The sequence below is a fragment of the Phenylobacterium aquaticum genome, assembly GCF_947378715.1.
In the GTDB taxonomy this organism is placed as follows: domain Bacteria; phylum Pseudomonadota; class Alphaproteobacteria; order Caulobacterales; family Caulobacteraceae; genus Phenylobacterium; species Phenylobacterium aquaticum_A.
In genome coordinates this window covers 20,141-39,492 of sequence record NZ_CANCLE010000013.1, presented here as the reverse complement: position 1 = coordinate 39,492, position 19,352 = coordinate 20,141, and the positions used below count along the sequence as shown (strand labels likewise).

The 19,352-nt window shown below is 69.2% G+C and carries 25 protein-coding genes; 14 read left to right on the top strand and 11 right to left on the bottom strand.

Annotated features, from left to right (window positions below; translation table 11 throughout):
- The 3 genes from Q7P21_RS03600 to Q7P21_RS03590 form a co-directional block, all read left to right on the top strand.
- A partial coding sequence (locus tag Q7P21_RS03600) for a DUF934 domain-containing protein (protein WP_304171964.1) occupies positions 1 to 317 on the top strand: 317 nt, incomplete at its 5' end.
- 5 nt (positions 318 to 322) lie between these two features.
- The gene (locus Q7P21_RS03595; protein WP_304171962.1) at positions 323 to 1,060 is read left to right on the top strand and encodes a phosphoadenylyl-sulfate reductase; all 738 of its coding nucleotides are present in this window, start codon (positions 323 to 325) and stop codon (positions 1,058 to 1,060) included.
- A gap of 25 nt (positions 1,061 to 1,085) precedes the next feature.
- Positions 1,086 to 1,895: a ferredoxin--NADP reductase gene (locus tag Q7P21_RS03590; RefSeq protein ID WP_304171960.1), complete on the top strand. Its 810-nt coding sequence runs from the start codon at positions 1,086 to 1,088 to the stop codon at positions 1,893 to 1,895.
- A gap of 3 nt (positions 1,896 to 1,898) precedes the next feature.
- Here Q7P21_RS03590 and Q7P21_RS03585 read toward each other — a convergent pair whose 3' ends face one another.
- Together Q7P21_RS03585 and Q7P21_RS03580 are read right to left on the bottom strand one after the other, a co-directional pair.
- The gene (locus Q7P21_RS03585) at positions 1,899 to 2,444 is read right to left on the bottom strand and encodes an AAA family ATPase (protein ID WP_304175785.1); all 546 of its coding nucleotides are present in this window, start codon (positions 2,442 to 2,444) and stop codon (positions 1,899 to 1,901) included.
- 86 nt (positions 2,445 to 2,530) lie between these two features.
- Positions 2,531 to 3,019 (bottom strand): 3D domain-containing protein, encoded by a 489-nt coding sequence (locus tag Q7P21_RS03580; RefSeq protein WP_304175783.1) that lies wholly within the window; start codon positions 3,017 to 3,019, stop codon positions 2,531 to 2,533.
- 169 nt (positions 3,020 to 3,188) lie between these two features.
- Here Q7P21_RS03580 and Q7P21_RS03575 point away from each other — a divergent pair, with 169 nt between their 5' ends.
- The 5 genes from Q7P21_RS03575 to Q7P21_RS03555 all read left to right on the top strand — a co-directional run bounded on the left by Q7P21_RS03575 (position 3,189) and on the right by Q7P21_RS03555 (position 7,930).
- Complete coding sequence (locus tag Q7P21_RS03575; protein ID WP_304175781.1) at positions 3,189 to 3,770, top strand: glutathione S-transferase family protein; 582 nt, start codon at positions 3,189 to 3,191, stop codon at positions 3,768 to 3,770.
- 43 nt (positions 3,771 to 3,813) lie between these two features.
- Positions 3,814 to 4,824, top strand: coding sequence for a S1/P1 Nuclease (locus Q7P21_RS03570; RefSeq protein ID WP_304175779.1), 1,011 nt, complete (start codon positions 3,814 to 3,816; stop codon positions 4,822 to 4,824).
- A gap of 98 nt (positions 4,825 to 4,922) precedes the next feature.
- Complete coding sequence (folD, locus tag Q7P21_RS03565; RefSeq protein ID WP_304172209.1) at positions 4,923 to 5,819, top strand: bifunctional methylenetetrahydrofolate dehydrogenase/methenyltetrahydrofolate cyclohydrolase FolD; 897 nt, start codon at positions 4,923 to 4,925, stop codon at positions 5,817 to 5,819.
- A 274-nt stretch (positions 5,820 to 6,093) separates the two neighbouring features.
- Positions 6,094 to 6,471, top strand: coding sequence for an MmcQ/YjbR family DNA-binding protein (locus tag Q7P21_RS03560; RefSeq protein WP_304172207.1), 378 nt, complete (start codon positions 6,094 to 6,096; stop codon positions 6,469 to 6,471).
- A gap of 256 nt (positions 6,472 to 6,727) precedes the next feature.
- Entirely contained in the window at positions 6,728 to 7,930 is a 1,203-nt protein-coding gene (locus Q7P21_RS03555; RefSeq protein ID WP_304175776.1) for a serine hydrolase, read from the top strand.
- Positions 7,931 to 7,948: 18 nt separating this feature from the next.
- Here Q7P21_RS03555 and Q7P21_RS03550 read toward each other — a convergent pair whose 3' ends face one another.
- The 7 genes from Q7P21_RS03550 to Q7P21_RS03520 form a co-directional block, all read right to left on the bottom strand.
- Positions 7,949 to 8,440 (bottom strand): SRPBCC domain-containing protein, encoded by a 492-nt coding sequence (locus Q7P21_RS03550; protein ID WP_304175774.1) that lies wholly within the window; start codon positions 8,438 to 8,440, stop codon positions 7,949 to 7,951.
- Positions 8,441 to 8,519: 79 nt separating this feature from the next.
- On the bottom strand, positions 8,520 to 9,476 hold the full coding sequence (locus tag Q7P21_RS03545) for a PhzF family phenazine biosynthesis protein (protein WP_304175772.1): 957 nt from the start codon (positions 9,474 to 9,476) through the stop codon (positions 8,520 to 8,522).
- A gap of 21 nt (positions 9,477 to 9,497) precedes the next feature.
- Positions 9,498 to 10,247, bottom strand: coding sequence for a hypothetical protein (locus Q7P21_RS03540; protein WP_304170114.1), 750 nt, complete (start codon positions 10,245 to 10,247; stop codon positions 9,498 to 9,500).
- Between the two features lie 134 nt (positions 10,248 to 10,381).
- On the bottom strand, positions 10,382 to 11,002 hold the full coding sequence (locus tag Q7P21_RS03535) for an ABC-type transport auxiliary lipoprotein family protein (RefSeq protein WP_304170115.1): 621 nt from the start codon (positions 11,000 to 11,002) through the stop codon (positions 10,382 to 10,384).
- Complete coding sequence (locus tag Q7P21_RS03530; RefSeq protein ID WP_304170116.1) at positions 10,999 to 11,937, bottom strand: MlaD family protein; 939 nt, start codon at positions 11,935 to 11,937, stop codon at positions 10,999 to 11,001. The genes Q7P21_RS03535 and Q7P21_RS03530 overlap by 4 nt, the downstream gene beginning before the upstream one ends.
- Positions 11,937 to 12,749, bottom strand: a complete 813-nt coding sequence (locus tag Q7P21_RS03525) for an ABC transporter ATP-binding protein (RefSeq protein ID WP_304170117.1) — start codon at positions 12,747 to 12,749, stop codon at positions 11,937 to 11,939. The genes Q7P21_RS03530 and Q7P21_RS03525 overlap by 1 nt, the downstream gene beginning before the upstream one ends.
- Positions 12,746 to 13,861 (bottom strand): ABC transporter permease, encoded by a 1,116-nt coding sequence (locus Q7P21_RS03520; RefSeq protein WP_304175770.1) that lies wholly within the window; start codon positions 13,859 to 13,861, stop codon positions 12,746 to 12,748. Before Q7P21_RS03520 ends, Q7P21_RS03525 begins: the two co-directional genes overlap by 4 nt.
- Positions 13,862 to 14,085: 224 nt before the next feature.
- On the opposite strand from Q7P21_RS03520, the gene Q7P21_RS03515 reads away from it, so the two are divergent.
- From Q7P21_RS03515 to Q7P21_RS03500, 4 genes are all read left to right on the top strand, one after another.
- Positions 14,086 to 14,412 (top strand): hypothetical protein, encoded by a 327-nt coding sequence (locus Q7P21_RS03515; protein ID WP_304170119.1) that lies wholly within the window; start codon positions 14,086 to 14,088, stop codon positions 14,410 to 14,412.
- Between the two features lie 61 nt (positions 14,413 to 14,473).
- Positions 14,474 to 15,001: a YdcF family protein gene (locus tag Q7P21_RS03510; RefSeq protein WP_304170120.1), complete on the top strand. Its 528-nt coding sequence runs from the start codon at positions 14,474 to 14,476 to the stop codon at positions 14,999 to 15,001.
- An 81-nt stretch (positions 15,002 to 15,082) separates the two neighbouring features.
- Positions 15,083 to 15,556, top strand: coding sequence for a hypothetical protein (locus tag Q7P21_RS03505; protein WP_304170121.1), 474 nt, complete (start codon positions 15,083 to 15,085; stop codon positions 15,554 to 15,556).
- Complete coding sequence (locus Q7P21_RS03500) at positions 15,553 to 15,696, top strand: hypothetical protein (RefSeq protein WP_304170122.1); 144 nt, start codon at positions 15,553 to 15,555, stop codon at positions 15,694 to 15,696. The genes Q7P21_RS03505 and Q7P21_RS03500 overlap by 4 nt, the downstream gene beginning before the upstream one ends.
- Here Q7P21_RS03500 and chrA read toward each other — a convergent pair.
- A complete protein-coding gene (chrA, locus tag Q7P21_RS03495; RefSeq protein ID WP_304175768.1) occupies positions 15,693 to 17,096 on the bottom strand; it encodes a chromate efflux transporter in 1,404 nt (467 codons plus the stop codon). The two genes, Q7P21_RS03500 and chrA, sit on opposite strands and share 4 nt — an antisense overlap.
- A 132-nt stretch (positions 17,097 to 17,228) precedes the next feature.
- The gene (locus Q7P21_RS03490) at positions 17,229 to 18,134 is read right to left on the bottom strand and encodes a DsbA family protein (protein WP_304175766.1); all 906 of its coding nucleotides are present in this window, start codon (positions 18,132 to 18,134) and stop codon (positions 17,229 to 17,231) included.
- Between the two features lie 197 nt (positions 18,135 to 18,331).
- Between Q7P21_RS03490 and Q7P21_RS03485 the strand changes: the two genes are divergently transcribed.
- A complete protein-coding gene (locus Q7P21_RS03485) occupies positions 18,332 to 18,796 on the top strand; it encodes a low affinity iron permease family protein (protein ID WP_304175764.1) in 465 nt (154 codons plus the stop codon).
- The gene (locus Q7P21_RS03480) at positions 18,793 to 19,329 is read left to right on the top strand and encodes a DUF1003 domain-containing protein (protein ID WP_304170126.1); all 537 of its coding nucleotides are present in this window, start codon (positions 18,793 to 18,795) and stop codon (positions 19,327 to 19,329) included. Before Q7P21_RS03485 ends, Q7P21_RS03480 begins: the two co-directional genes overlap by 4 nt.
- Positions 19,330 to 19,352: the final 23 nt, after the last annotated feature.

The following is a 19,352-nucleotide window of genomic DNA, read 5'->3' as shown; positions in this document are numbered from 1 at the left end:
AGGTCGAGGCGCTCGCCTATGACCTGCCACGGCTGTCGGTGGTGGCGCTGGCCTTTCCGAAATTCACCGACGGCCGCGCCTACAGCTCGGCGCGCATCCTGCGCCAACGCCTGGGCTACAGGGGTGAGATCCGCGCCGTGGGCGATGTGGTTGTCGAACAGGGCGGGCACATGATCCGCTGCGGGTTCGACGCCTTCGCTCCCGCCGACGGGTCGCAGCCGGCCCAGTGGGCCCATGTCGCCAACCGTCACCGTCACGTCTATCAGCGCGCCGCCGACACCAAGGCACCCGCCTATGTCGAGCGCGGGGAGGCTTGAGTCCCATGGCTTTTGACCAGATCGAACGCCCGCACGTCGCCATCCGCCTGGACGCGGAACTGCGCCACGCCCATCCGATGACGGTGCTGGAAAGCGCCGTGGAGACCTTCGGCGACAAGCTCGCCCTGGTCTCGTCGTTCGGGGCGGAGTCGGCGGTCCTGCTGCACATGATCTCGAGGATCAAGCCGGACATGCCGGTGATGTTCCTCGACACCGGCATGCTGTTTGGCCAGACGCTCGACTATCGAAAGGCCCTGGCCGCCAAGCTGGGCCTGACCGGCATCCGCGACCTGCGCCCGGCCTTCCAGGACCTGGCCACCACCGACCCGGAAGCCAATCTGTGGAAGACCGACACCGACGGCTGCTGCCACATCCGCAAGGTGCTGCCGCTGGACAAGGCGCTCACCGAGTTCGACGCCTGGATCACCGGGCGCAAGCGCTTCCACGGCGGTGACCGCATGTCCCTGCCGGTGGTGGAACAGGCCGACGGCCAGGTGAAGTTCAATCCCCTGGCCAATTGGGGCAAGGCCGAGCTGGACGGCTACATGGCCGAACATGACCTGCCGGCCCACCCGCTGGTGGCCCAGGGCTTCCCCTCGATCGGCTGCTGGCCCTGCACCAATCCGGTGGAGGAGGGACAAGATGTCCGCGCCGGCCGCTGGGCGGGTTCCGAAAAGACCGAATGCGGCATACATGTCGCCCGCGCGCCCGACGCCGTCAGCAATGTCGGCGGCGATATCTGACGCCCAACGGACTGCAAGACAGATCATGACCGACGTGACCGCCGCCGCCCCGGCCAAGAAGGCCGGCGCCTTCCTCTACGAGACCGTGACCTGGGTCCAGCACTGGACCGACGAGCTGTTCTCGTTCCGCACCACCCGCGACCCGGCCTTCCGCTTCCAGAGCGGCCAGTTCGTGATGGTCGGGCTGGAGGTGGACGGCAAGCCGCTGCTGCGCGCCTATTCCATCGCCTCGCCCTCATGGCACGAGGAGCTGGAATTCTATTCCATCAAGGTCGAGAGCGGCCCGCTGACCTCGCGCCTCCAGCACCTGAAGGTCGGCGACAAGGTGCTGATCGGCAAGAAGCCCACCGGCACCCTGGTGCTGGACGGTCTGAAGCCCGGCAAGCGGCTCTATATGCTGGGCACCGGCACGGGCCTGGCCCCCTGGCTCAGCCTGGCCCGCGACCCCGAGGTCTATGACCGCTTCGAGCAGGTGATCGTCACCCACACGGTGCGCCACGTCGCCGACCTGAACTATCGCGAGCTGTTCGAGCGCGATCTGCCCAATGACGAAATCCTCGGCGAGATCGTCGCGCCGAAGCTGCTCTACTATCCGACCGTGACCCGCGAGCCGTTCAAGCATGAGGGCCGGATCACCGACCTGATCGCGTCGGGCAAGATCTTCGCCGATCTGGGCCTGCCAAGGCTCGATCCGGCGGAGGACCGCTTCATGCTCTGCGGCGGACCGTCGGTCCTGGCCGACCTCAAGGTGCAGCTGGAAAGCTACGGCTATGTCGAGGGCTCGCTGGCCGCGCCCGGCGACTATGTGCTGGAACGCGCCTTCGTCGAGACCTGAGGGTCAAAAGCCGGCGCGCGCCACGGCCTCGAGCACGAAGGTGGCCCGGTCCTCGACGCTGACCCGGGGCAGCTCGACCACCTGATAGCCCCGTCGGGTCAGGCCTGCGCAGATACGGCCGTGGGTGGCGACCGCCTCGGCGAAGTCCTGGATGCGCTCAGCGTCGGTCTCGTAGATCTCCGCCCAGGGCGGGGGAACGAAGACGGTCGCGGCGTAGCGGCGCTCCGCCGCCGCCCGCTCCAGCCAGGGCGGATCGAGGCCGTCGCCGGCCAGACTGTCCAATATGCCCCGGTCGAAGAACACCCGGCGGGTCTCGCCGGCCAGGCGGTCGAAGATCTCGACGTCGCGTCGCCCACAGAGGTCGCGGAACCCGGTCTGGTCCGACCTGGGCAGCCCCCGGTCCCCCAGGGCCGCCTGTTCGCGGATCACCTGGCGATGGGTCTCGGGCACGCAGGTCTCGCCCCGCGCCTTGAGGTGCTCGACCAGGGTGGTCTTGCCGACCCCGGGGCCGCCGGTGAACAGGAAGAAGTTGGGACGATGGACCGGCACGGGGGGCCTCGCGAACAGGTTTGCACGCCGAAGCGGATGCGCCGGCGGTCGAGGTCTTGCTGGGGGATTTTGGTCTGGGGCTGCGCCTAGTTCGGCGGGCAGCCCTTGAACTCGCCGGCCTTGGTGACGGAGAGGCTGGTGAGGTTCAGCGAGCGCATCACCTTCATCGAGGCGGCGTTCATGCCGGTGAACAGGTCGATGCGGTCGCCCTTGATCGCGCCGCCGGTGTCGGACGCATACCAGTAGCCATCATGGGCGCCGCCGTCGGGCAGGGGCAGGCCGACGGTTTCCTTGATGAACAGGATGGTGTGCTTGGGGATCAGATGGGCGTCGATGGCGGCGGTGCGCATGGCCACGACCCGGCAGCCGAGCGAGTCCATGCCCCCCACGCCCCGGGCGCCAGCGTGATAGAGGCTGGCCTTCAGCTGGAAGTCCGGGGTGCCGGGCAGGGCGCCGGTCAGGGCGGACATCAACAGATCGCCGATCGGATCGGACGGCGGGGCGGAGTCCGCATGTGCGGCGCCGGCGAGGGCGAGGAGGGGAAGGGCGGCCAGGGCGGCGAGGCGGCGTCCCATGACGGCGTCCTCCTTCGTCGTTGTTCTGTCAGCGGCCGCCTAGGTACCCGGACTCTCCTCTCAGGGCAAGCCAGGCGTCATCAGTTCGTCTCACAGGGGCGCCAGAGCGCCTGGATTGCATGCGGCGGCGGGACCGCTATGACGCGCCGTCAGCAAGGGGAACCACGGCATGCGCATCTATGGCGACTCGATCTCGGGCAACTGCCTGAAGGTGAAGTGGACGGCCGATCATCTGGGCCTGGCCTATGAGTGGGTCGAGACCAGCGTGCTGAAGGCCGAGAGCCGCACCCCTCAATTCCTGGCCATGAACCCGGCCGGGCAGGTCCCGGCGGTGGTGCTGGACGACGGCCGGCCGCTGGCCCAGTCCAACGCCATCATCCTGCATCTGGCCGAGGGCTCCGACCTGATCCCGGGCGACGCCTATGACCGGGCGCGGATGTACGAATGGATGTTCTGGGAGCAGTACAGCCACGAGCCTTATGTGGCCGTCGCCCGGTTCCAGATGCACTATCTGGGCAAGTCCCTGGCCGAGCTCGACCCCAAGATCATCGAGCGCGGCGAGGCCGCCCTGGCGCGGCTGGACAAGGCCCTGGCGCGCTCCGCCTTCCTGGTCGGCGCGGCGGTGAGCCTCGCCGACGTGGCCCTCGTGGCCTACACCCGGGTGGCCCACGAGGGCGGCTTCGATCTGGCCGACTATCCGCAGGTTCAGGCCTGGGTAAGCCGGGTCGAGGCGACGCTGAAAATTCACTGAAGCGCGGCTTGCCTTCGAGGGCGGGGAGGGTCAAATCGCGGCCATGATCCGCACCCTTCGCCGCCTCACCCTCGCCGCCCTGGTCCTGGCGGCCCCCGCGCCTGCGTTCGCCTGGGGCGGCATGGGCCACCGCATCATTGGCGAGGCGGCGATCGAGGCCCTGCCGAGCGACCTGCCCCCCTTTATGCGCACCCCGGCCTTCGTCGCCGGGGCCGGCGAGATGTCGCGCGAGCCGGACCGGTCGAAGGGCGCCGGCAAGACCCACGACACCAATCGCGACGCCGGCCACTTCCTGGACCTGGACGACGCCGGCCGCGTGCATGGCGGGCCGTTGGCCGCCGAGCTGCCGGTCACCCGGCCGGACTATGAGAAGCTGATGCAGGGCCTGGGCATGGACAGCTGGAAGGGCGGCTATCTGCCCTATTCCATCGTCGACCAGTCCCAGCAGCTGGCCAAGGACTTCGCCCACTGGCGGGCCGAGACCTATGCCATTCCGCATGAGAAGAACCGGGCCCACCGGGCCTGGCTGAAGGCCGACCGCGCGCGGCGCGAGGCCCAGATCCTCCAGACCGTTGGCTATCTGTCGCACTTCGTCGGCGACGGGTCCCAGCCCCTGCACGTGACGGTGCACTACAACGGCTGGGGGCCGTTCCCGAACCCCAACGGCTATACCCAGGACAAGATCCACAACCCCTTCGAGGGGGAGCTGGTGCTGAACACGGTCACCACGCCGATGGTCCGGGCCAAGGTGGCGCCGGTGCAGACCTGCACGGGCGAACTGATGGGCTGCGTCACCGCCTATCTGGCGACCAGCGGCAAGCAGGTCGAGCCGCTCTATGAGATGATCAAGGCCGGCGGCCTGGCGCCTGGCGCCACGATCGGAACCGCCTTCGCCACAGATCGGCTGGCGGCCGGCGCCTCGGAACTGCGCGACCTGATCCTCTGGGCCTGGAAGGACAGCGACAGCCTGGCCGTGGGCTGGACGCCGATCCCGCTGGCCGATGTGCTGTCGGGCAAGACGGCGGCCTATCCCTATCTCTACGGCAAGGACTAGGGGCGTCCGGCATTCCGGCATGAGTTTTCAGCGCGTTGCGCGCAGGGGCCAGACCCGGTAGTCGAGCGCCCACGTTCTCGAAAGCCGTCGGAGGTCCCATGAGCCAAGCCCGCATCATCGATGGCAAGCCGCTGTCCGAGCGCCTGCAGGCCGAGGTCGCCGTCGAGGTGGCCGAGCTGAAGGCGAAGCACGGCCTGACCCCTGGCCTGGCCGTGGTGCTGGTGGGTGAGGACCCGGCCAGCCAGATCTATGTCCGGTCCAAGGGCGAGAAGTCCAAGGCGGCGGGCATGCATTCAGTGACCCACATCCTGCCGGTCGATGCGTCGATGGAGACCCTGCTCGACCTGGTCGAGGCGCTGAATGTCGACCCGACCATCCACGGCATACTGGTCCAGCTGCCGCTGCCCAAGGGCCTGGACGAGAAGGCGGTGATCACCGCGATCAATCCGGACAAGGACGTCGACGGCCTGCACGTGATCAACGCCGGGCGGCTGTCGCAAGGCCTGCCGTCCCTGGTGCCCTGTACGCCACTGGGCTCGATGATCATGCTGCGCGAGACCCTGGGCGACAATCTGGCCGGCAAGCGGGCGGTGGTGGTGGGGCGCTCCGTCCTGGTCGGCCGACCGATCGCGCAACTGCTGCTGCAGGCCGACTGCACCGTGACCATCGCCCACTCGCGCACCGTCGACCTGCCGGCCGTCTGCCGCGAGGCCGACATCCTGGTCGCCGCCGTCGGCCGTCCGCAGATGATCCAGGCCGACTGGGTCAAGCCGGGCGCCACCGTGATCGACGTGGGCATCAACCGCGTGCCGTTCTCCGATCCGGTCAAGGCGGCGGCCGGCAAGACCAAGGTGGTCGGTGACGTGGCCTACAAGGCCGTGAGCGAAGTGGCCGGCGCGATTACGCCGGTCCCCGGCGGCGTGGGCCTGATGACCGTGGCCTGCCTGCTGCAGAACACGGTGACGGCGGCGAAACGGATCGCGGGGATCGCGTAGGGCGGGGCGAGGCGCGAGAAGCGGACTTTGGGGAATTCAGCGAGGGGTGGGAAGGGGCCATTGAGAGTGCGCCCGCCAACTCGCCCTTCGGCAACCTTTCTCTTGCCCGCCGCTTTGATGCCTAGATAGGGTCTCGGGGCGGCGAAGGGCGGGGCGGCGGCGGCATGACCGACATCTTCATCTCCTACGCCCCCTCGACGGCGGCCCAGGCTCTGGAGCGCCCGGACGTGGCGGTCAAGGTCGAGGGCGCCACACAGCGGCATGGGCTTTGAGGATGCTCGCTGAAGACCCCGACATCGTCGTCCAAAGGCTGCGCGGTCTCTGCCTTGCCCTGCCGGAGACCGGGGAGAAGGTCTCGCATGGTATCCCGGCGTTTCACGTCGCCGGACGGATGTTCGCTTACTTCCGGCACAACCACCATGGCGACGGCCGCACTGTGGTGTGCGTCAGGACCACGGGCAAGGAGGAGCAGGACCTGCTGATCGAACTCGATCCCGGCCTCTACAGTTGGCCGGCCTATATCGGTCCATCGGGCTGGATCGCGATGAACCTCGCGCCTGCGGACACCGACTGGACTCATATCGAGGCGCGCCTTCGCAGCAGCTACGACTTGGCCGCCCCAAATCCGAAACGGCCGCCCAGAACGCTTTGAGGGGCCCGAGGGTCGCCGCACCTTCCGCACCTGCGGCCGCCCTCGCCGTATTTTGCGATGCGGAGGCCGCGATGGTCGCGGAGGCGCAGCAGGAAGGGCCATGCGCGGCTCTGATACGCCGGCCAGCGGGTCGCCAGGACCCTGACCAGGCCGCAACCGTGCCAGCCGCAAGCGGCCTCGGCAAGCCAACTTAACTTGCGTTGAAAACGCCCCCTCCCGGCGCGATTTGGCGGCCTCTCAAGGGGAGGACTGATCCATGGCCATGGGGCTCAATGACGAAGGCAGGGGTGCGGGTGCGCCGGAGCGCGCGGCTTTGAACATCATGAAGACGACGCCCGAGGACCAGGCGGCGACCTTCCGCAACCAGGACCAGATCTGGCCTCATCGGGTGATCGGGCGCGGTGGCGCGGTGCGGGCGTTGCCGCCGCACGACCGGCCGCTCGCCGACCCGGCCTACAGGGTGGGGGAGGCGATGGTCGACCTCGACGACTTCATGGCGCGACGGCGCACGGCCGGGTTCCTGATCCTGAAGAACGGCGAGATCGCGCTGGAGCGCTACGGTCTGGGCAGCGGCCCGCAGACCCGCTGGACGAGCTTTTCGACGGCGAAGTCGATGACCGCCACGCTGGTCGGCGCCGCGCTCCACGATGGCGCAATTCGCGATCTGGACGAGACGTGCGGCCTCTATCTGCCGCAGATGCGCGGCTCGGCCTATGAGGACGTCACCCTGCGCAATCTCCTGCGGATGGCGTCGGGCGTGGCCTGGGAGGAGGGCGAGAATTCCGGCGGGAACGACGTCAGGCGCCTGGGCCGGGCTATGGCCAGTCGGCGACCCGGCGCGGTCCTGGAGTTGCTGCGCACCCTGCCGCGCGCGGCCCCGCAAGGCGCCGTCTTCAACTATTCGACCGGCGAGAGCATCCTGCTGGGCGCCGTGGTCGCGGCGGCGGTCGGCCGACCCTTGGCCGACTATTTCGCGGAGGCCGTCTGGGGACCGGCCGGCATGGAGGCCGACGGGCTCTGGCAACTGGAATGCGAGGAGGGCCTGGAGCTGGGCGGGATGGGGGTCAGCGCCCGCCTGCGCGACGTCGGCCGCTTCGGCTTGCTGGTGCTGGAAGATGGCGTGGCGTTTGGTGGCCGACGGGTCCTGCCGGCCGGCTGGCGCGATCTCGCCGGCCAGCCCGACTGCGCGGCGACCGCTTGCGGTCGGATCATGGCCGGCAGTCCGGCGGGCTATGGCTACCATTGGTGGGCGTTGCCGGGGGCGCCTTACGCGGACGGCCTGCATACCGGCGCGTTCCTGGCCTTGGGCGCCTTCGGCCAGCGCATCTACATCAATCCGACCGAACAGGTGGTCGTGGTGATCCAGAGCGCGTGGCGTCAGCCGAGCGACGCTGACGCCGAGGTCGAGACCGTCATGCTCCTCCGAACCCTGGTGCGTGCGCTCCGGCCGGCGGCGTAGGTCTAGTGGCGCTCATGGCTACGGGCGCCTGGAGGCCAGGAGGTCGTCCAGTTGGGCGAATTGCTCGGCCGACATGGCCTGCATCCCGGCGAGGGCTTCGGCAGGCGGCGCATCGGGATAGAGTTCGGTGAGGACCAGCCGCGTGCGTTCGCCCTGGTCCTCGAAGGTCACGGTCGTGATCTGTCCATGGTCGCCCTCCTCATTGGTCCAGACGAGGCGTGAGGGCGGGATCACCTCGAGGTACCTGCCGAAGAAGGTCGCCTGATCCGCCCCGTCGCCGAAGGTGATCCGATAGCCGCCGTCGGTGCGGGCGTCGATCTCGCAGGCGCTGATCACCGCGCCCATCGACTTCGGCGCCCACCACAGCCGGAACAGTTCGGGCCGGGTCCAGGCCTCGAACACCGTCTGGGCGGCGCCGTCGAAGCTGCGCGTGACGATGATCTCGCGGCCGGCCATGCGCGCGACTGTGGTCGGGTTCTCGGCCCCCTCGGGCTGACCGTTGTGTCCCATGTCGTTTCCCCTCCGCTTGAGTCTTCGGAACGACGAACGCGCGGGCCTGGAGCCGACATCGCCGAAGGCCAAACCACCCTTAAAGGTTCAGGACGCCTTCGATGCGGGTTGTGGTGTCGCCGCCGATCCAGAGGCCGTCGGCGTCCTGGTCCACATGGATGCGGCCGGTGCGTCCAAGCACCGTCCCCTGGCTCGCCACATAGTGCGCCGGCGCGAGGCCCGCAGGGATCAGCCAGCGCGCCAGGCTGGCATTGAGGCTGCCGGTCACCGGGTCTTCGAAATTGGACAGGGTGACGTCGAACATCCGGACCTCAAAGTCGGGCTGGCCGGCCTCGTGGCGGTCGCTCCACGGCGCGATGACGCCAAGGGCCTCCATGCCCAGCGCCTGCCAGTCCGGCTTCAGCTCCAGCAGGCGCGCGCGGCTGCGGATCATCAGCGCCGGCTGCTCCAGCCCCGCGTCCATGACGCTCGTGGCGATGATCTCGGAGTCGGACACGCCCAGACCTTTGCGCACCCGCGCCAACATGTCGGCGTCCATGGGCGGTGCGCGCCGAAGCGGCGGCGCCTCGAACGCCAATCGACCGTCGGCGCGGTGGAGCCGGACGAGCCCGATAGGGCACTCCTGGACAATGATGGGTCCCCGGGGCTTCCCGCCGGACGCCAGCCAGGCATGGCAGGTCCCGAGCGTGGGGTGGCCGGCGAAGGGCAGCTCCTCGCCGACGGAAAAGATCCGCACGCGATAGTCGGCGTCCGGCCGGGTGGGGCGCATCAGGAAGGTGGTCTCGCTGAGGTTCGTCCAGCGCGAGAACAGCTTCATGTCGTCGTCGGTGAGGTCGTCGGCGCCGACCACGACGGCGAGCGGATTTCCCCGCAACCGATCGGGCGAGAACACATCCACCTGCAGGAAACGATGGGTGGAGCCCTTGGCGGGCGCGGCGCCGGCCGCGCCGGCCGCAAATGGCAAGGCCGCCGCGCCGGCCAGAAGGGTGCGGCGTGCGACAGCGTCGCCGCCAAAGCTATCTATCTTGTCGGCCAAGTCGCCCCCGCTATCGATTGACTATTTCGGCTGGCCCCACGGCGGCGATCCGTCCTGGGACAGGATCTTGAGAGCCTGCTCGCGTGGGGTCGAGATCGGCAGACAGATCGCATGCGGAACCACGTAGCTCTTGTCCATGGTCTTGGGCATGTCGGGCTTGATCCCGAGCTTCTCACCAAGCCGAAGCGCAAGCCCGATGGTGATCCGTGTCTCCCAGATTTCATAGCGCGCTTCCTGAACGGCTGTGGCGAAATGAACCCGCCCTTCAGACCCAAGCGGCCCTTGCCACGACTCCAGCCCGCGCAGTTGGGACCAGGCGGCTTGTTCCCGGGCCTCGGCCTCATTGAATCGCGTATTGATCACCGAGAACACGCCCAGACTGCCCTGTTCGTCCGTGCTGAGCAGGCTTACGCGCCCGCTTCCCGTTGCGGCTTGCCAACGCTGGTTCGACAGGAAGTAGACGGAGGGCTGGCTGACCCAATTCGGCCGCGTGCTCAGCTCGCCCTCACGTGACGTTTCGAGAATCCTGCCGATCTCATCCAGCCGACGTTCGATGCAGGGCTGGGTTTCAAGCCGGCCGCTCATGTACGAGAGATTTTGGCGAATTTCCTCTTTGACCGCCTCGCGCGCCTCTGACGCGATTTCGCGATCATGCAGGGTGCGAACGCCTTCCTCGAGCGTCAGGGCGATCACGATCCCGATCACCACGACGCCGACCTCGGAGAGCAGCTCCCGCCAGCTGTGGACGGGTTTCGGCTTGTGAATATCCACGGCGTTCCCCCAAGCCAACACCCTCTCGACGCTTATCAGGCGAGCGGGTCATGGTGAAGCCAATGTCGCCTTTGGGGCGCGGCCTCAGGTGTGGTCCGCGATCGGGTCCACGAACCCCGTCCTAGCTTCGACACCTAGCCCGCCGCGACGCCCGCATTCGCCCAGGCGACCAGCTTGCCGAGCATCTGGCTGACCCCGGCGTCGAAGGCGGCCACGATGGCCGAGACGCGGTTGTCGCCGGCGCGGATGGCGACCGAGAACACCTGGTCGCCGACCACCGCCCGGTCGCTGGCCCGGACCATCACGGCGTGGACGTCGATGGCGATCTTGGGCGCGGCATGGCCGCCGTGGTCGTAGTCGGCCTCGAACCGCTGCACATCCAGCCGCAGGGAATAGTCGGCCCGCGAGGGCTCGCCCCGGGTGACCAGGCGCGCGGCGCCCGGATTGGCGTTGAAGGCGCGGTTGAGCGCCTCGTCGAACAGGCTGACCGCCGGCTCAGCCCAGCGGGTGTCGGCGACATAGGCCACCTCCGCCCCCGTCACGGTCAGGATGCGATCGCCGCTGGCCGCGCCGTTGAAGCTGCCATTGGAGCGGGCGACCCCGACGCGGACCGTCGCCGCCGGGCCGGCCGGTACCACGTCGCCCTGGAACCGATAGAGGGTGGCGGGCTTGGTCTTCGGAAAGACGGTGACGCAGGCCGACAGGCTGAGCGCGAGGGCTGCGAGGCCGGCGGCGCGGATCCAGGTCCGGTTCATGGCTTGACCTTCTTCTCCGAGGCGGGCGCCTTGCCCACCAGGCCTTGGGGATTGGCTTGCAGTTCGCGGGCCAGCCGATCGAGGGACTCGGCCGTCGACTGCAGGGACGAGACGGCGGCCGTCAGCTGCGGCAGGCCGTTGGCGGCGAACTCGCTGGTCGGGCCGTCGAGCTTGGCGATCATGCCGCGCAGGTCCTTGGCGGCGGCCTGTGTCTCCTCGGAGGCGTCGCCGAAGTTCTTGACCGTGCGCTTGCCGTCGCCGTCGACCAGGGTCTGGGTCGACTTGGACAGGGCGGCGATCTGCACCGTGGCGGCGTCGAGATCCTGCAGCGCCTTCTGGGCGTCGGCGATGACTTCCTTGCGTTCGCGCAGTTCGGCGGTGACCGCCTGGGTGTCGCTGAGCGCGGCGTTGAAGGTCTTGATGTTCTGGTCCGACAGGATGCGGTTCACCCGGTCCAGCGCCTCCACCGTGCGGGTCAGGACGTTGCCGCCGCCTTCCAGCAGGTCGGAGAGCGCGCTGCGCTGGCTGCGCAGGATCGGCACCTTGTCCTTGGGGAACAGGTCCTTCAGCAGCGGCTTGGACGGGGTGCCGGCGGTGATCTGGATATAGTTCACCCCGGTGATGCCCTGGGGCTCGAGGGTGGCGTAGGAGTCCTCGCGGATCGGCACGTCGGAGGTGACGCGGGCGGTGGCGATCACCTGGTTGGGGTCTTCCTTGCGCAGCGCGATCTTGGTGACCTCGCCGACCTTGATGCCGTTGAAGTGGACCTCGCCGCCCTGGGACAGGCCGCGCACCGGGCCCTGGAAGGTGATGTCATAGACATCGTAGTCGTGGCTGAACTGCAGGCGCGCCAGCCAGACGACGAAGATCACCAACCCGACGAACAGGATCAGGGTCGACAGGCCCACCAGGGCGTAATTGGCGTCTTTTTCCATCAGGCAAGCGTCCGGTTGTCCTGGGCCGCGGCCGCGGCGCGGCCCCGCGGGCCCATGAAATACTCTTTGATCCAGGGATGGCTGGAGTGCTCCAGCTCCCGCACCGGGGCCTTGGCCACGATGTGCTTGTCCGCCACCACCGCCACCTGGTCGGTGATCGTGTAGAGGCTGTCCAGGTCGTGGGTGATCATGAACACGGTCAGCTCCAGGCTGCGGGAAAGATCCAGGATCAGTTCGTCGAAGGCGGCGGCCCCGATGGGGTCGAGGCCGGCGGTGGGTTCGTCCAGGAACAGCAGTTCCGGATCGAGCGCCAGGGCGCGGGCCAGGCCGGCGCGCTTGCGCATGCCGCCGGACAGCTCCGCCGGCTTGAGCGCGCCGGCGTCCGGGGGTAGGCCGGCCATGGCGATCTTCAGGTCGGACAGTTCGCGGATCGCCTGGCGCGACATCTGGGTATGTTCGTACATCGGCGCGGAGACGTTCTCGCGCACGGTCAGGTTCGAGAACAGGGCGCCTTGCTGGAACAGCACGCCCCAGCGGCGTTCGACAGCGCCGCGCGCCCGGCGATTGGCGCGGGTCAGGTCCTGGCCAAACACCTTGATCCGCCCGCCGTCCGGACGCTTCAGCCCGATGATGCTGTTGAGCAGCACCGACTTGCCCGCCCCGGAGCCGCCCACCACGCCCAGGATCTCGCCGCGATTGACGGTCAGGCTGAGGTCCTGGTGGATGACCTTCTCGCCGAACCGCGAGACCAGGCCCTCGATCTCGATGACCGGTGTCGTGGCCGCCCCGGCCGGCTGGTCCAGGCCGCTCATATGTCGAGCTCCATGAACATCAGGGCGAAGGCCGCATCGATCAGGATGATGGCGAAGATCGAGTGCACCACGGCGGCGGTCACCCGGCGGCCGAGCGACTCGGTGTCGCCGCCGACCTCCAGGCCCTGGCGGCAGCCGATGCCGGCGATGACGGTGGCCATGACCGGCGCCTTGGACATGCCGACCCAGAAGTGGACCGCGCCGACATTGTCGAGGATCCGCTGCAGGAAGAAGGCGGGACCCAGGCCCAGCACCGACCAGGTCACGGCCAGGCCGCCGAGCAGCCCCGAGACGGTGGCGATGAAGGTCAGGAGCGGGATGGTGATGAACAGGGCCAGGAAGCGCGGGAAGACCAGGGCCTCGAACGGGTCGACGCCCATCACCCGCATGGCGTCGACCTCCTGGTTCATCTTCATCGAGCCGATCTCGGCGGCGAAGGAGGAGGCCGATCGGCCGGCCAGCAGGATCGCGGTGATGATGATGTTGAACTCGCGCAGGACCGCGATGCCGATCAGCTCGACCACGAACACCTCGGCCCCGAACTGCCGCAGCATGTTGGCGCCCAGCAGGGCGACCACCGCCCCGATGAAGAACGAGGTGATGACCACGATCGGAATGGCGTCGAGCCCGGCGCGCTCTGCCAGGGACACCACCGCCGGCCAGCGGACGCGGCGCGGATTGATGATCGCCATGCCGGAGACGGCCAAAAGGTGCCCGGCGAAGACCAGGGTCTCGAACAGCTCGGTGGCCACGTCGATGACGCCGCGACCGATGCGGATGGTCAGCTGCATGAAGCCGCGCGGCGGGCGCTTGCGCACCGGGCGCGGCGCGGCGGCGGCGGCGACCAGGGCGAGCAGCCGCAGGGTCTCGGGCCGCGCCTTCACCCGGGCCGGGTCCAGCTTGCCGCCAGCGGCGCGGATCACCGCATAGGCGCCGGCGGTGTCCAGCCGGCCGACGCCGGTCAGATCGAAGGCCACGCCGGTGCGGTCGGAAAAGTCCTGGACCAGGCCGCTGGCGGCCGGTTCCATGGTCGAATTGGTCCAGTCGCCGGTCAGAGTCACGGCGGCCGCAGACCCTTCCTGTCTCACGCTAAAGTCGGCGGGCTGTTCCATCGGCTTGCGTGCGATCGGTCTCAGACAGTATGAGGGTCCCGAAAACTGCTTCGGGCTCGAGCGGAAGACAAGACTAGCAGAGCCTTCGCCCTGCGCCGAACGCCTTCTGGCGCCGGTTGTTCCGCTGACCCAGCGGACTCTTCTCGTGCGTGAGGTCTATCTTTCGCCCCAGTCCGGGGCCACTTCGACATTTGTATCAGTCCCTGAAAGGTCGGGAGCGCGTTTTGACCCGCCAGATCGAGTTCGCCGGCAAGTCCGGCAATCTCTACCGCTATGTCACCCTGGAAGAGGAGCGCTACCTCCCACCGGCCGGGGCCAACTATGTCATCGCCCGGATCACCGCGACCGGCGCGCAGGTTCTCTATGCCGGCGAGACCGAGCGGCTCTCGGCGCGAGAGTGGGAATCGGCCCTGGAGACCGCCCGGGCCCAGCCGTCCTCGGGCCCCGGGGCCACGGAGGTGCTCACCCGCCTCAACGTCCGCGCCGCCGTCCGCAAGGCCGAGCGCGAGGACCTGATCGAGCAACACAACCCGCCGCTCAACACGCTCTAGCTCCCGCGATCGGGTTTGGTCATGCTGACCCCCATGACTGGAGCGTGATGACCCGAGCCCCATGACCCGAGCCATTGTCATCTTCGGCGCCGCCGTGCGCCCGGACGGCCAGGCCAGCCCCAGCCTGGCGCGGCGGGTGCGCTATGCCGTGGCTGCGGCCCGCGCGGCGCCGGCCAGCCCGATCTTCTGCAGCGGCGGGGTGGGGCGGTTCGGCCCCTCCGAGGCCTCGCTGATGGGCGAGCTGCTGGCCCGGGCCGATATTCCGGCCGATCGCGTGGTGCTGGACGAGGACAGCCGCGACACCCTCGAGAACGTCATCGCCGCCAGCCGCTTCATCCGCGCCCAGGGCCTGGCGGGGGCGGTCGCCTGCACGGACAGCTATCATGTGCCCCGGGTGCGGATGCTGTTCCGGGCCCTGGGCGTCGATGCGCTGGCCGGTCCTGTCGTCGCCGGCCGGGCCGGAACCCGGTTGTCCTATTGGCTGGGGATGCAGGCCCGGGAGGCCGCAGCCTATCCCTATGACCTCGCCGTGGTGCTCTGGCGCCGCCGCGAGCTCCTGACCCTGACGGGCGCCGCACGTCCCGATTGAACCCATGGTTGCTTGTCTTCCGCCGGGTATAGAGCGGAGGGTGTCGTCAAGGATGGCGCAGACGGTCTGTGGGGAGAGGTTATGGCGGGCAAGGCTCGACACGCGCTTGCAGGGATCGCCGCGCTGGCGGTCGTCTGCGGCGTCGCGGTCGAGGCGGGGGCCGCCCCCCATGTCTGGACCACCGATGACGCCATGGGCCGTTCCCAGCCGATCACCCGACTGCTGCAGTACGAGGGCTCCAACCAGCGCCAGTCCGTGCGGGTGGAGGGCCGTGTGATGCGGGTGGTGGTCCATCCGAGCCAGCCCAATCTGCTGATCCAGCGCAATGTCGGGGCGGCCTTCCTGCAAGGCGCGTCGGAGGGCATGAGCCTGGGCTTCCTGCCGGGGAGCCTCGACGAAGCCGCCTATCGCCGCGCGGCCGAGGCGGTGGCGCTGCCGGCCGGCTGCCGGATCACCGATCTGCGCCCCCTTGACGGCAAGGTCAGCTGGGAGGCGACCTATGTCTGTCCGCCGGGCGTCGGACTGAGACCCTCTGGGAGAAGGCCTGGACCATGATCACCCTGCTGGCCTTCGCGGTGGGCTATGCCGCGACCCTCGCCGTGGATGTCGCCCTGATCATCGCCGGGGCGGCCTTCGCCGCCGAAGCCCTGTGGTGGGGCCTGCGGCGGCGCCTGCGCAAGGCCCGGCGGGCTTAGAGCGCGGCGCTGGTCAGGACGAGGCCCGCCAGGGCGCAGCCGATCAGGGTCGGGACCATGCCGGCCTTGAACCTCAGCATGGCCAGCAGGGCGATGGCCGCCAGGACCAGGGCGCGGAGGTCGACGGAGCTCAGCACCGGCAGCTCGGGCCCGACGCCGAACAGGGTCACGGCCGTGGTCTGGCGGAACAGGGTGTGCAGGGCGAACCAGACGGCCAGATTGGCGATCACGCCCACAATGGCCGCGGTGATGGCGCCCAGGGCCCCGGAGAGGGCGCGGTTTCCGCGCAGCTGCTCGACATAGGGTCCGCCCAGGAAGATCCACAGGAACGAGGGGGCGAAGGTCACCCAGGTGGTCAACAGGGCGCCAAGCATGCCGGCCAGCAGCGGGTCGAGACCGCCGGCGTGACGATAGGCGGCCAGGAAGCCCACGAACTGCAGGACCATGATCAGCGGCCCCGGCGTGGTCTCGGCCAGGCCCAGGCCATCGGCCATCTCGCCGGGCGTCATCCAGTGAAAGGCCTGCACCGCCGCCTGGGCCACATAGCTCAGCACCGCATAGGCGCCGCCGAAGGTCACCGCCCCCATGGTCGAGAAGAAGCCGGCGATGCGGGTCCAGACGCTGTCCGGGCCCAGCCCGATCCACAGCAGGATGAAGGGCGCCAGCCACACCGCCAGCCAGACGGCGAGCACCCGCAGGCTTCGCCCCCGGGCCGGGCGGGTGTGCTCCAACTCGCCGCGCGCGAACATGGCGTCGATGATCCCGGTCCCGTCGTCAGGACCATCGCCACCCGCGCCATGACCGCCGCCCTGGGCGAACCGGCCCGGCCAGCGCCGCTCGCCCAGGAAGCCGACCAGTCCGGCCGACAGCACGATGATGGGGAAGGGAACCTGGACCAGCCAGATCGCCAGGAAGGCGGCGACCGCCAGGCCGATCATCACCGGGGTCTTCAGGGCGCGCTTGCCGATCCGCAGGATCGCCTCGGCCACCACCGCCAGCACGGCGGCCTTCACGCCAAAGAACAGGCCGGCGATCAGCGGGGTGTGGCCATAGAGGACATAGCCGATGCTCAGGCCGAGCATCACCAGGGCGCCGGGCAGGACGAACAGCAGGCCCGCGACCAGCCCGCCCGCCGTGCGGTGCATCAGCCAGCCGATATAGGTGGCCAGCTGCTGAGCCTCGGGCCCGGGCAGCAGCATGCAATAGTTGAGGGCGTGCAGGAACCGCCGCTCGCCGATCCAGCGCCGCTCCTCGACCAGGGTCTTGTGCATCAGGGCGATCTGGCCGGCCGGCCCGCCGAAGGACAACAGGCCGATCCTCAGCCAGACCCAGAAGGCTTCGGCGAGGCTGGGCGGCGTGGCCGTAGGCGGCGTGTGTTCGGACAAGGCGTCGTCGGGCATCATCGGCTCCAGGTCCGCGCGGGCGCGCGCATCGGAGCGGGTCTTGGACAGGCGGACCCGTCTGGCCGGGCGCCCGCGTCGGCCCGGAGCCCGGACCTTAGCGAACGGCGCGCGGGCGTCCAGGGCCTGTGATCAGGCGGTCGCGGTCTCCGCCAACCCCCGGGCCCGGGCCTCGGCGGCGGAATAGTGGACCACGCCGTCGCCCCAGTCGCGAGTGACCGCGTCGGCTGGCGGCTGGGCGTCCGGACCGCACAGCATCTCCAGCTCCTTGGCCGTCAGCATGCCCCAGCGGGCGAAGGCCTGTTCCGGCGTCGGATCGGGACGGGGATCGGCGGTCGCGCCGGGCAGGGCGGCCTCCAGGCCGGCGACATATTCCTCGTACGACACCCAACCGGCCACGGTGTGCTCGCCGCCCGGACCCCGGAAGATCACGGTCGGCAGGGCGTAGCGGTCGTGACCCTCGGAGTGTTTGAGTTCGCCGTTCATCGGGCTGTCGTGCTTCAGCTGACGCACGAAGTCGTTGGGTTCGCGGGTCTCGCGCCAGTCGGCCTGATAGGCGGCGGCGACCTCAGGACGCGCCTGGTCCAGGCGCCAGCGGGCGTGGTCGAGGCCGGCGACGCCGACCGTGGCCGCGTCGAATTCGTCCGGGGTCTGGGGGCCGATCCCGTCGACGAAGATCCGCTCGCGGAACCGGCGCAGCACCGCCTCGGCCACCGCCTGGCCCTGCAGCTCGGCGGCCTTCACGGCCTGGCCGGCGGGGTCGGTGGATTGCAGCATCAGGTGCATGGGGTTGGGATAGGGCATGTCGGTCAGTCGCCAGACCCGCTTCCAATAGGCCCGCATCGGCTCGGCGGCGCTGACCCGGTCCCAGGCGTCCTTGCCGGTGGCCGCATCGCCCACCAAGCCGCCCATCACCCTGCGCCAGGCGATGTGGTGGCCATATCGCCAGTCCAGCTTGCGCAGCAGGGGCTCGGCCCCCCAGGCGGTGGAGCAGACGCAGTCGGTATATTCGACGGCTTCGACCTTGGTCGGGTTCACGGGCGGCCTCCCTGGAGCATGTCCCGAAACGTGTGACGCACTTTTCGGATCAAGAAATGCTTTTTGATTTGGAGCCGATGGTGCGTCCGCAGCGGCGTCGGGGCAAGCCTCCTGCGTCGGCCGTCCGGACGGCGGAGGAACGGCGATGGGGTGGCCCGCGTTGTGGCAGGCCCATTCCCAAAGGCTCATCGCCCGCCATGGACAAGCTGTTCGCCCGCTTCGCCTCCGCCACCGCCAGGATCACCGGCAGTCCGCTGGCCTTCCTCGCCTGCGTGCTGCTGGTCGTGGTCTGGGCGGCCTCTGGCCCGATCTTCAAGTTTTCGGAGACCTGGCAGCTGGTGATCAACACCGGCACCACCATCATCACCTTCCTGATGGTGTTCCTGATCCAGAACACCCAGAACCGCGACGGCGCCGCAGTCCAGACCAAGCTCGACGAATTGATCCGCGCCTCGGACGCCGAGAACGCCTTCATGGGAATCGAAAAGCTGACCGACCGGGAACTGGAGCGGCTGCACGCCCACTGCACCAAGACGGCGGCTCGCAGTCAGGCGCTCCTGGATCGCGCCGCAGCCGAGCGTGAGGCGAGGGGGATGGCGCGCTCAGCCAAGGCGGGCCCGCCCAAGCCGACCCGGCCACGGCCCGGTCCCGCCGCCGCATGACCCGCCGTCCTGATCCCCAGGGCGTCCTCGCCGCCGCGACCATCGAGTCCATCGACCAGCTGGCCGAGTTCCATCTGGAGCATCACCGCCACGCCACCCGGATGCAGCGCGGGATCGACGGGGTGACCGAGCGCCTTGGCCGCCCGGCGGTGGTGATCGCCCTGGTCGTCCTGACCGGCGCCTGGCTGGTCTTCGCCGCGCTGCGGGGCGGTGGCCGCGTCGATCAGCCCGCCTTCGCCTGGCTGGAGCTGGCCGCGACCCTGGCCGCCCTGCTGGTCGCGCTGCTGATCCTGGTCACCCAGCGGCGCGAGGACCAGCTGGCTGAACGCAGGTCGCAGCTAACCCTCGAACTGGCCCTGCTGGCCGACAAGCGCAGCGCCAAGATCATCGCGCTCCTGGAAGAGCTCCGCCGCGACCACCCGGACCTGGCCGACCGCCATGACCCGCAATCCCAGGAAATGGCCGCCCCGACCGACCCGCACCAGGTCATAGCCGCCATTGACGCCCGCGCCGCGCCGGACCGGTCGGAGTAGGGCGCTCAAGCATCGGCCGAAGC

Excerpts from the sequence above, each read along its gene's own strand:
- Q7P21_RS03595 (WP_304171962.1), top strand. The coding sequence starts at position 323 with ATGGCTTTTGACCAGATCGAACGCCCGCACGTCGCCATCCGCCTGGAC.
- Q7P21_RS03590 (WP_304171960.1), top strand. The coding sequence starts at position 1,086 with ATGACCGACGTGACCGCCGCCGCCCCGGCCAAGAAGGCCGGCGCCTTC.
- Q7P21_RS03580 (WP_304175783.1), bottom strand. The coding sequence starts at position 3,019 with ATGGGACGCCGCCTCGCCGCCCTGGCCGCCCTTCCCCTCCTCGCCCTC.
- Q7P21_RS03575 (WP_304175781.1), top strand. The coding sequence starts at position 3,189 with ATGCGCATCTATGGCGACTCGATCTCGGGCAACTGCCTGAAGGTGAAG.
- Q7P21_RS03570 (WP_304175779.1), top strand. The coding sequence starts at position 3,814 with ATGATCCGCACCCTTCGCCGCCTCACCCTCGCCGCCCTGGTCCTGGCG.
- folD (WP_304172209.1), top strand. The coding sequence starts at position 4,923 with ATGAGCCAAGCCCGCATCATCGATGGCAAGCCGCTGTCCGAGCGCCTG.
- Q7P21_RS03560 (WP_304172207.1), top strand. The coding sequence starts at position 6,094 with ATGCTCGCTGAAGACCCCGACATCGTCGTCCAAAGGCTGCGCGGTCTC.
- Q7P21_RS03555 (WP_304175776.1), top strand. The coding sequence starts at position 6,728 with ATGGCCATGGGGCTCAATGACGAAGGCAGGGGTGCGGGTGCGCCGGAG.
- Q7P21_RS03550 (WP_304175774.1), bottom strand. The coding sequence starts at position 8,440 with ATGGGACACAACGGTCAGCCCGAGGGGGCCGAGAACCCGACCACAGTC.
- Q7P21_RS03535 (WP_304170115.1), bottom strand. The coding sequence starts at position 11,002 with ATGAACCGGACCTGGATCCGCGCCGCCGGCCTCGCAGCCCTCGCGCTC.
- Q7P21_RS03530 (WP_304170116.1), bottom strand. The coding sequence starts at position 11,937 with ATGGAAAAAGACGCCAATTACGCCCTGGTGGGCCTGTCGACCCTGATC.
- Q7P21_RS03525 (WP_304170117.1), bottom strand. The coding sequence starts at position 12,749 with ATGAGCGGCCTGGACCAGCCGGCCGGGGCGGCCACGACACCGGTCATC.
- Q7P21_RS03520 (WP_304175770.1), bottom strand. The coding sequence starts at position 13,861 with ATGGAACAGCCCGCCGACTTTAGCGTGAGACAGGAAGGGTCTGCGGCC.
- Q7P21_RS03510 (WP_304170120.1), top strand. The coding sequence starts at position 14,474 with ATGACCCGAGCCATTGTCATCTTCGGCGCCGCCGTGCGCCCGGACGGC.
- Q7P21_RS03505 (WP_304170121.1), top strand. The coding sequence starts at position 15,083 with ATGGCGGGCAAGGCTCGACACGCGCTTGCAGGGATCGCCGCGCTGGCG.
- Q7P21_RS03500 (WP_304170122.1), top strand. The coding sequence starts at position 15,553 with ATGATCACCCTGCTGGCCTTCGCGGTGGGCTATGCCGCGACCCTCGCC.
- chrA (WP_304175768.1), bottom strand. The coding sequence starts at position 17,096 with ATGCCCGACGACGCCTTGTCCGAACACACGCCGCCTACGGCCACGCCG.
- Q7P21_RS03485 (WP_304175764.1), top strand. The coding sequence starts at position 18,332 with ATGGACAAGCTGTTCGCCCGCTTCGCCTCCGCCACCGCCAGGATCACC.
- Q7P21_RS03480 (WP_304170126.1), top strand. The coding sequence starts at position 18,793 with ATGACCCGCCGTCCTGATCCCCAGGGCGTCCTCGCCGCCGCGACCATC.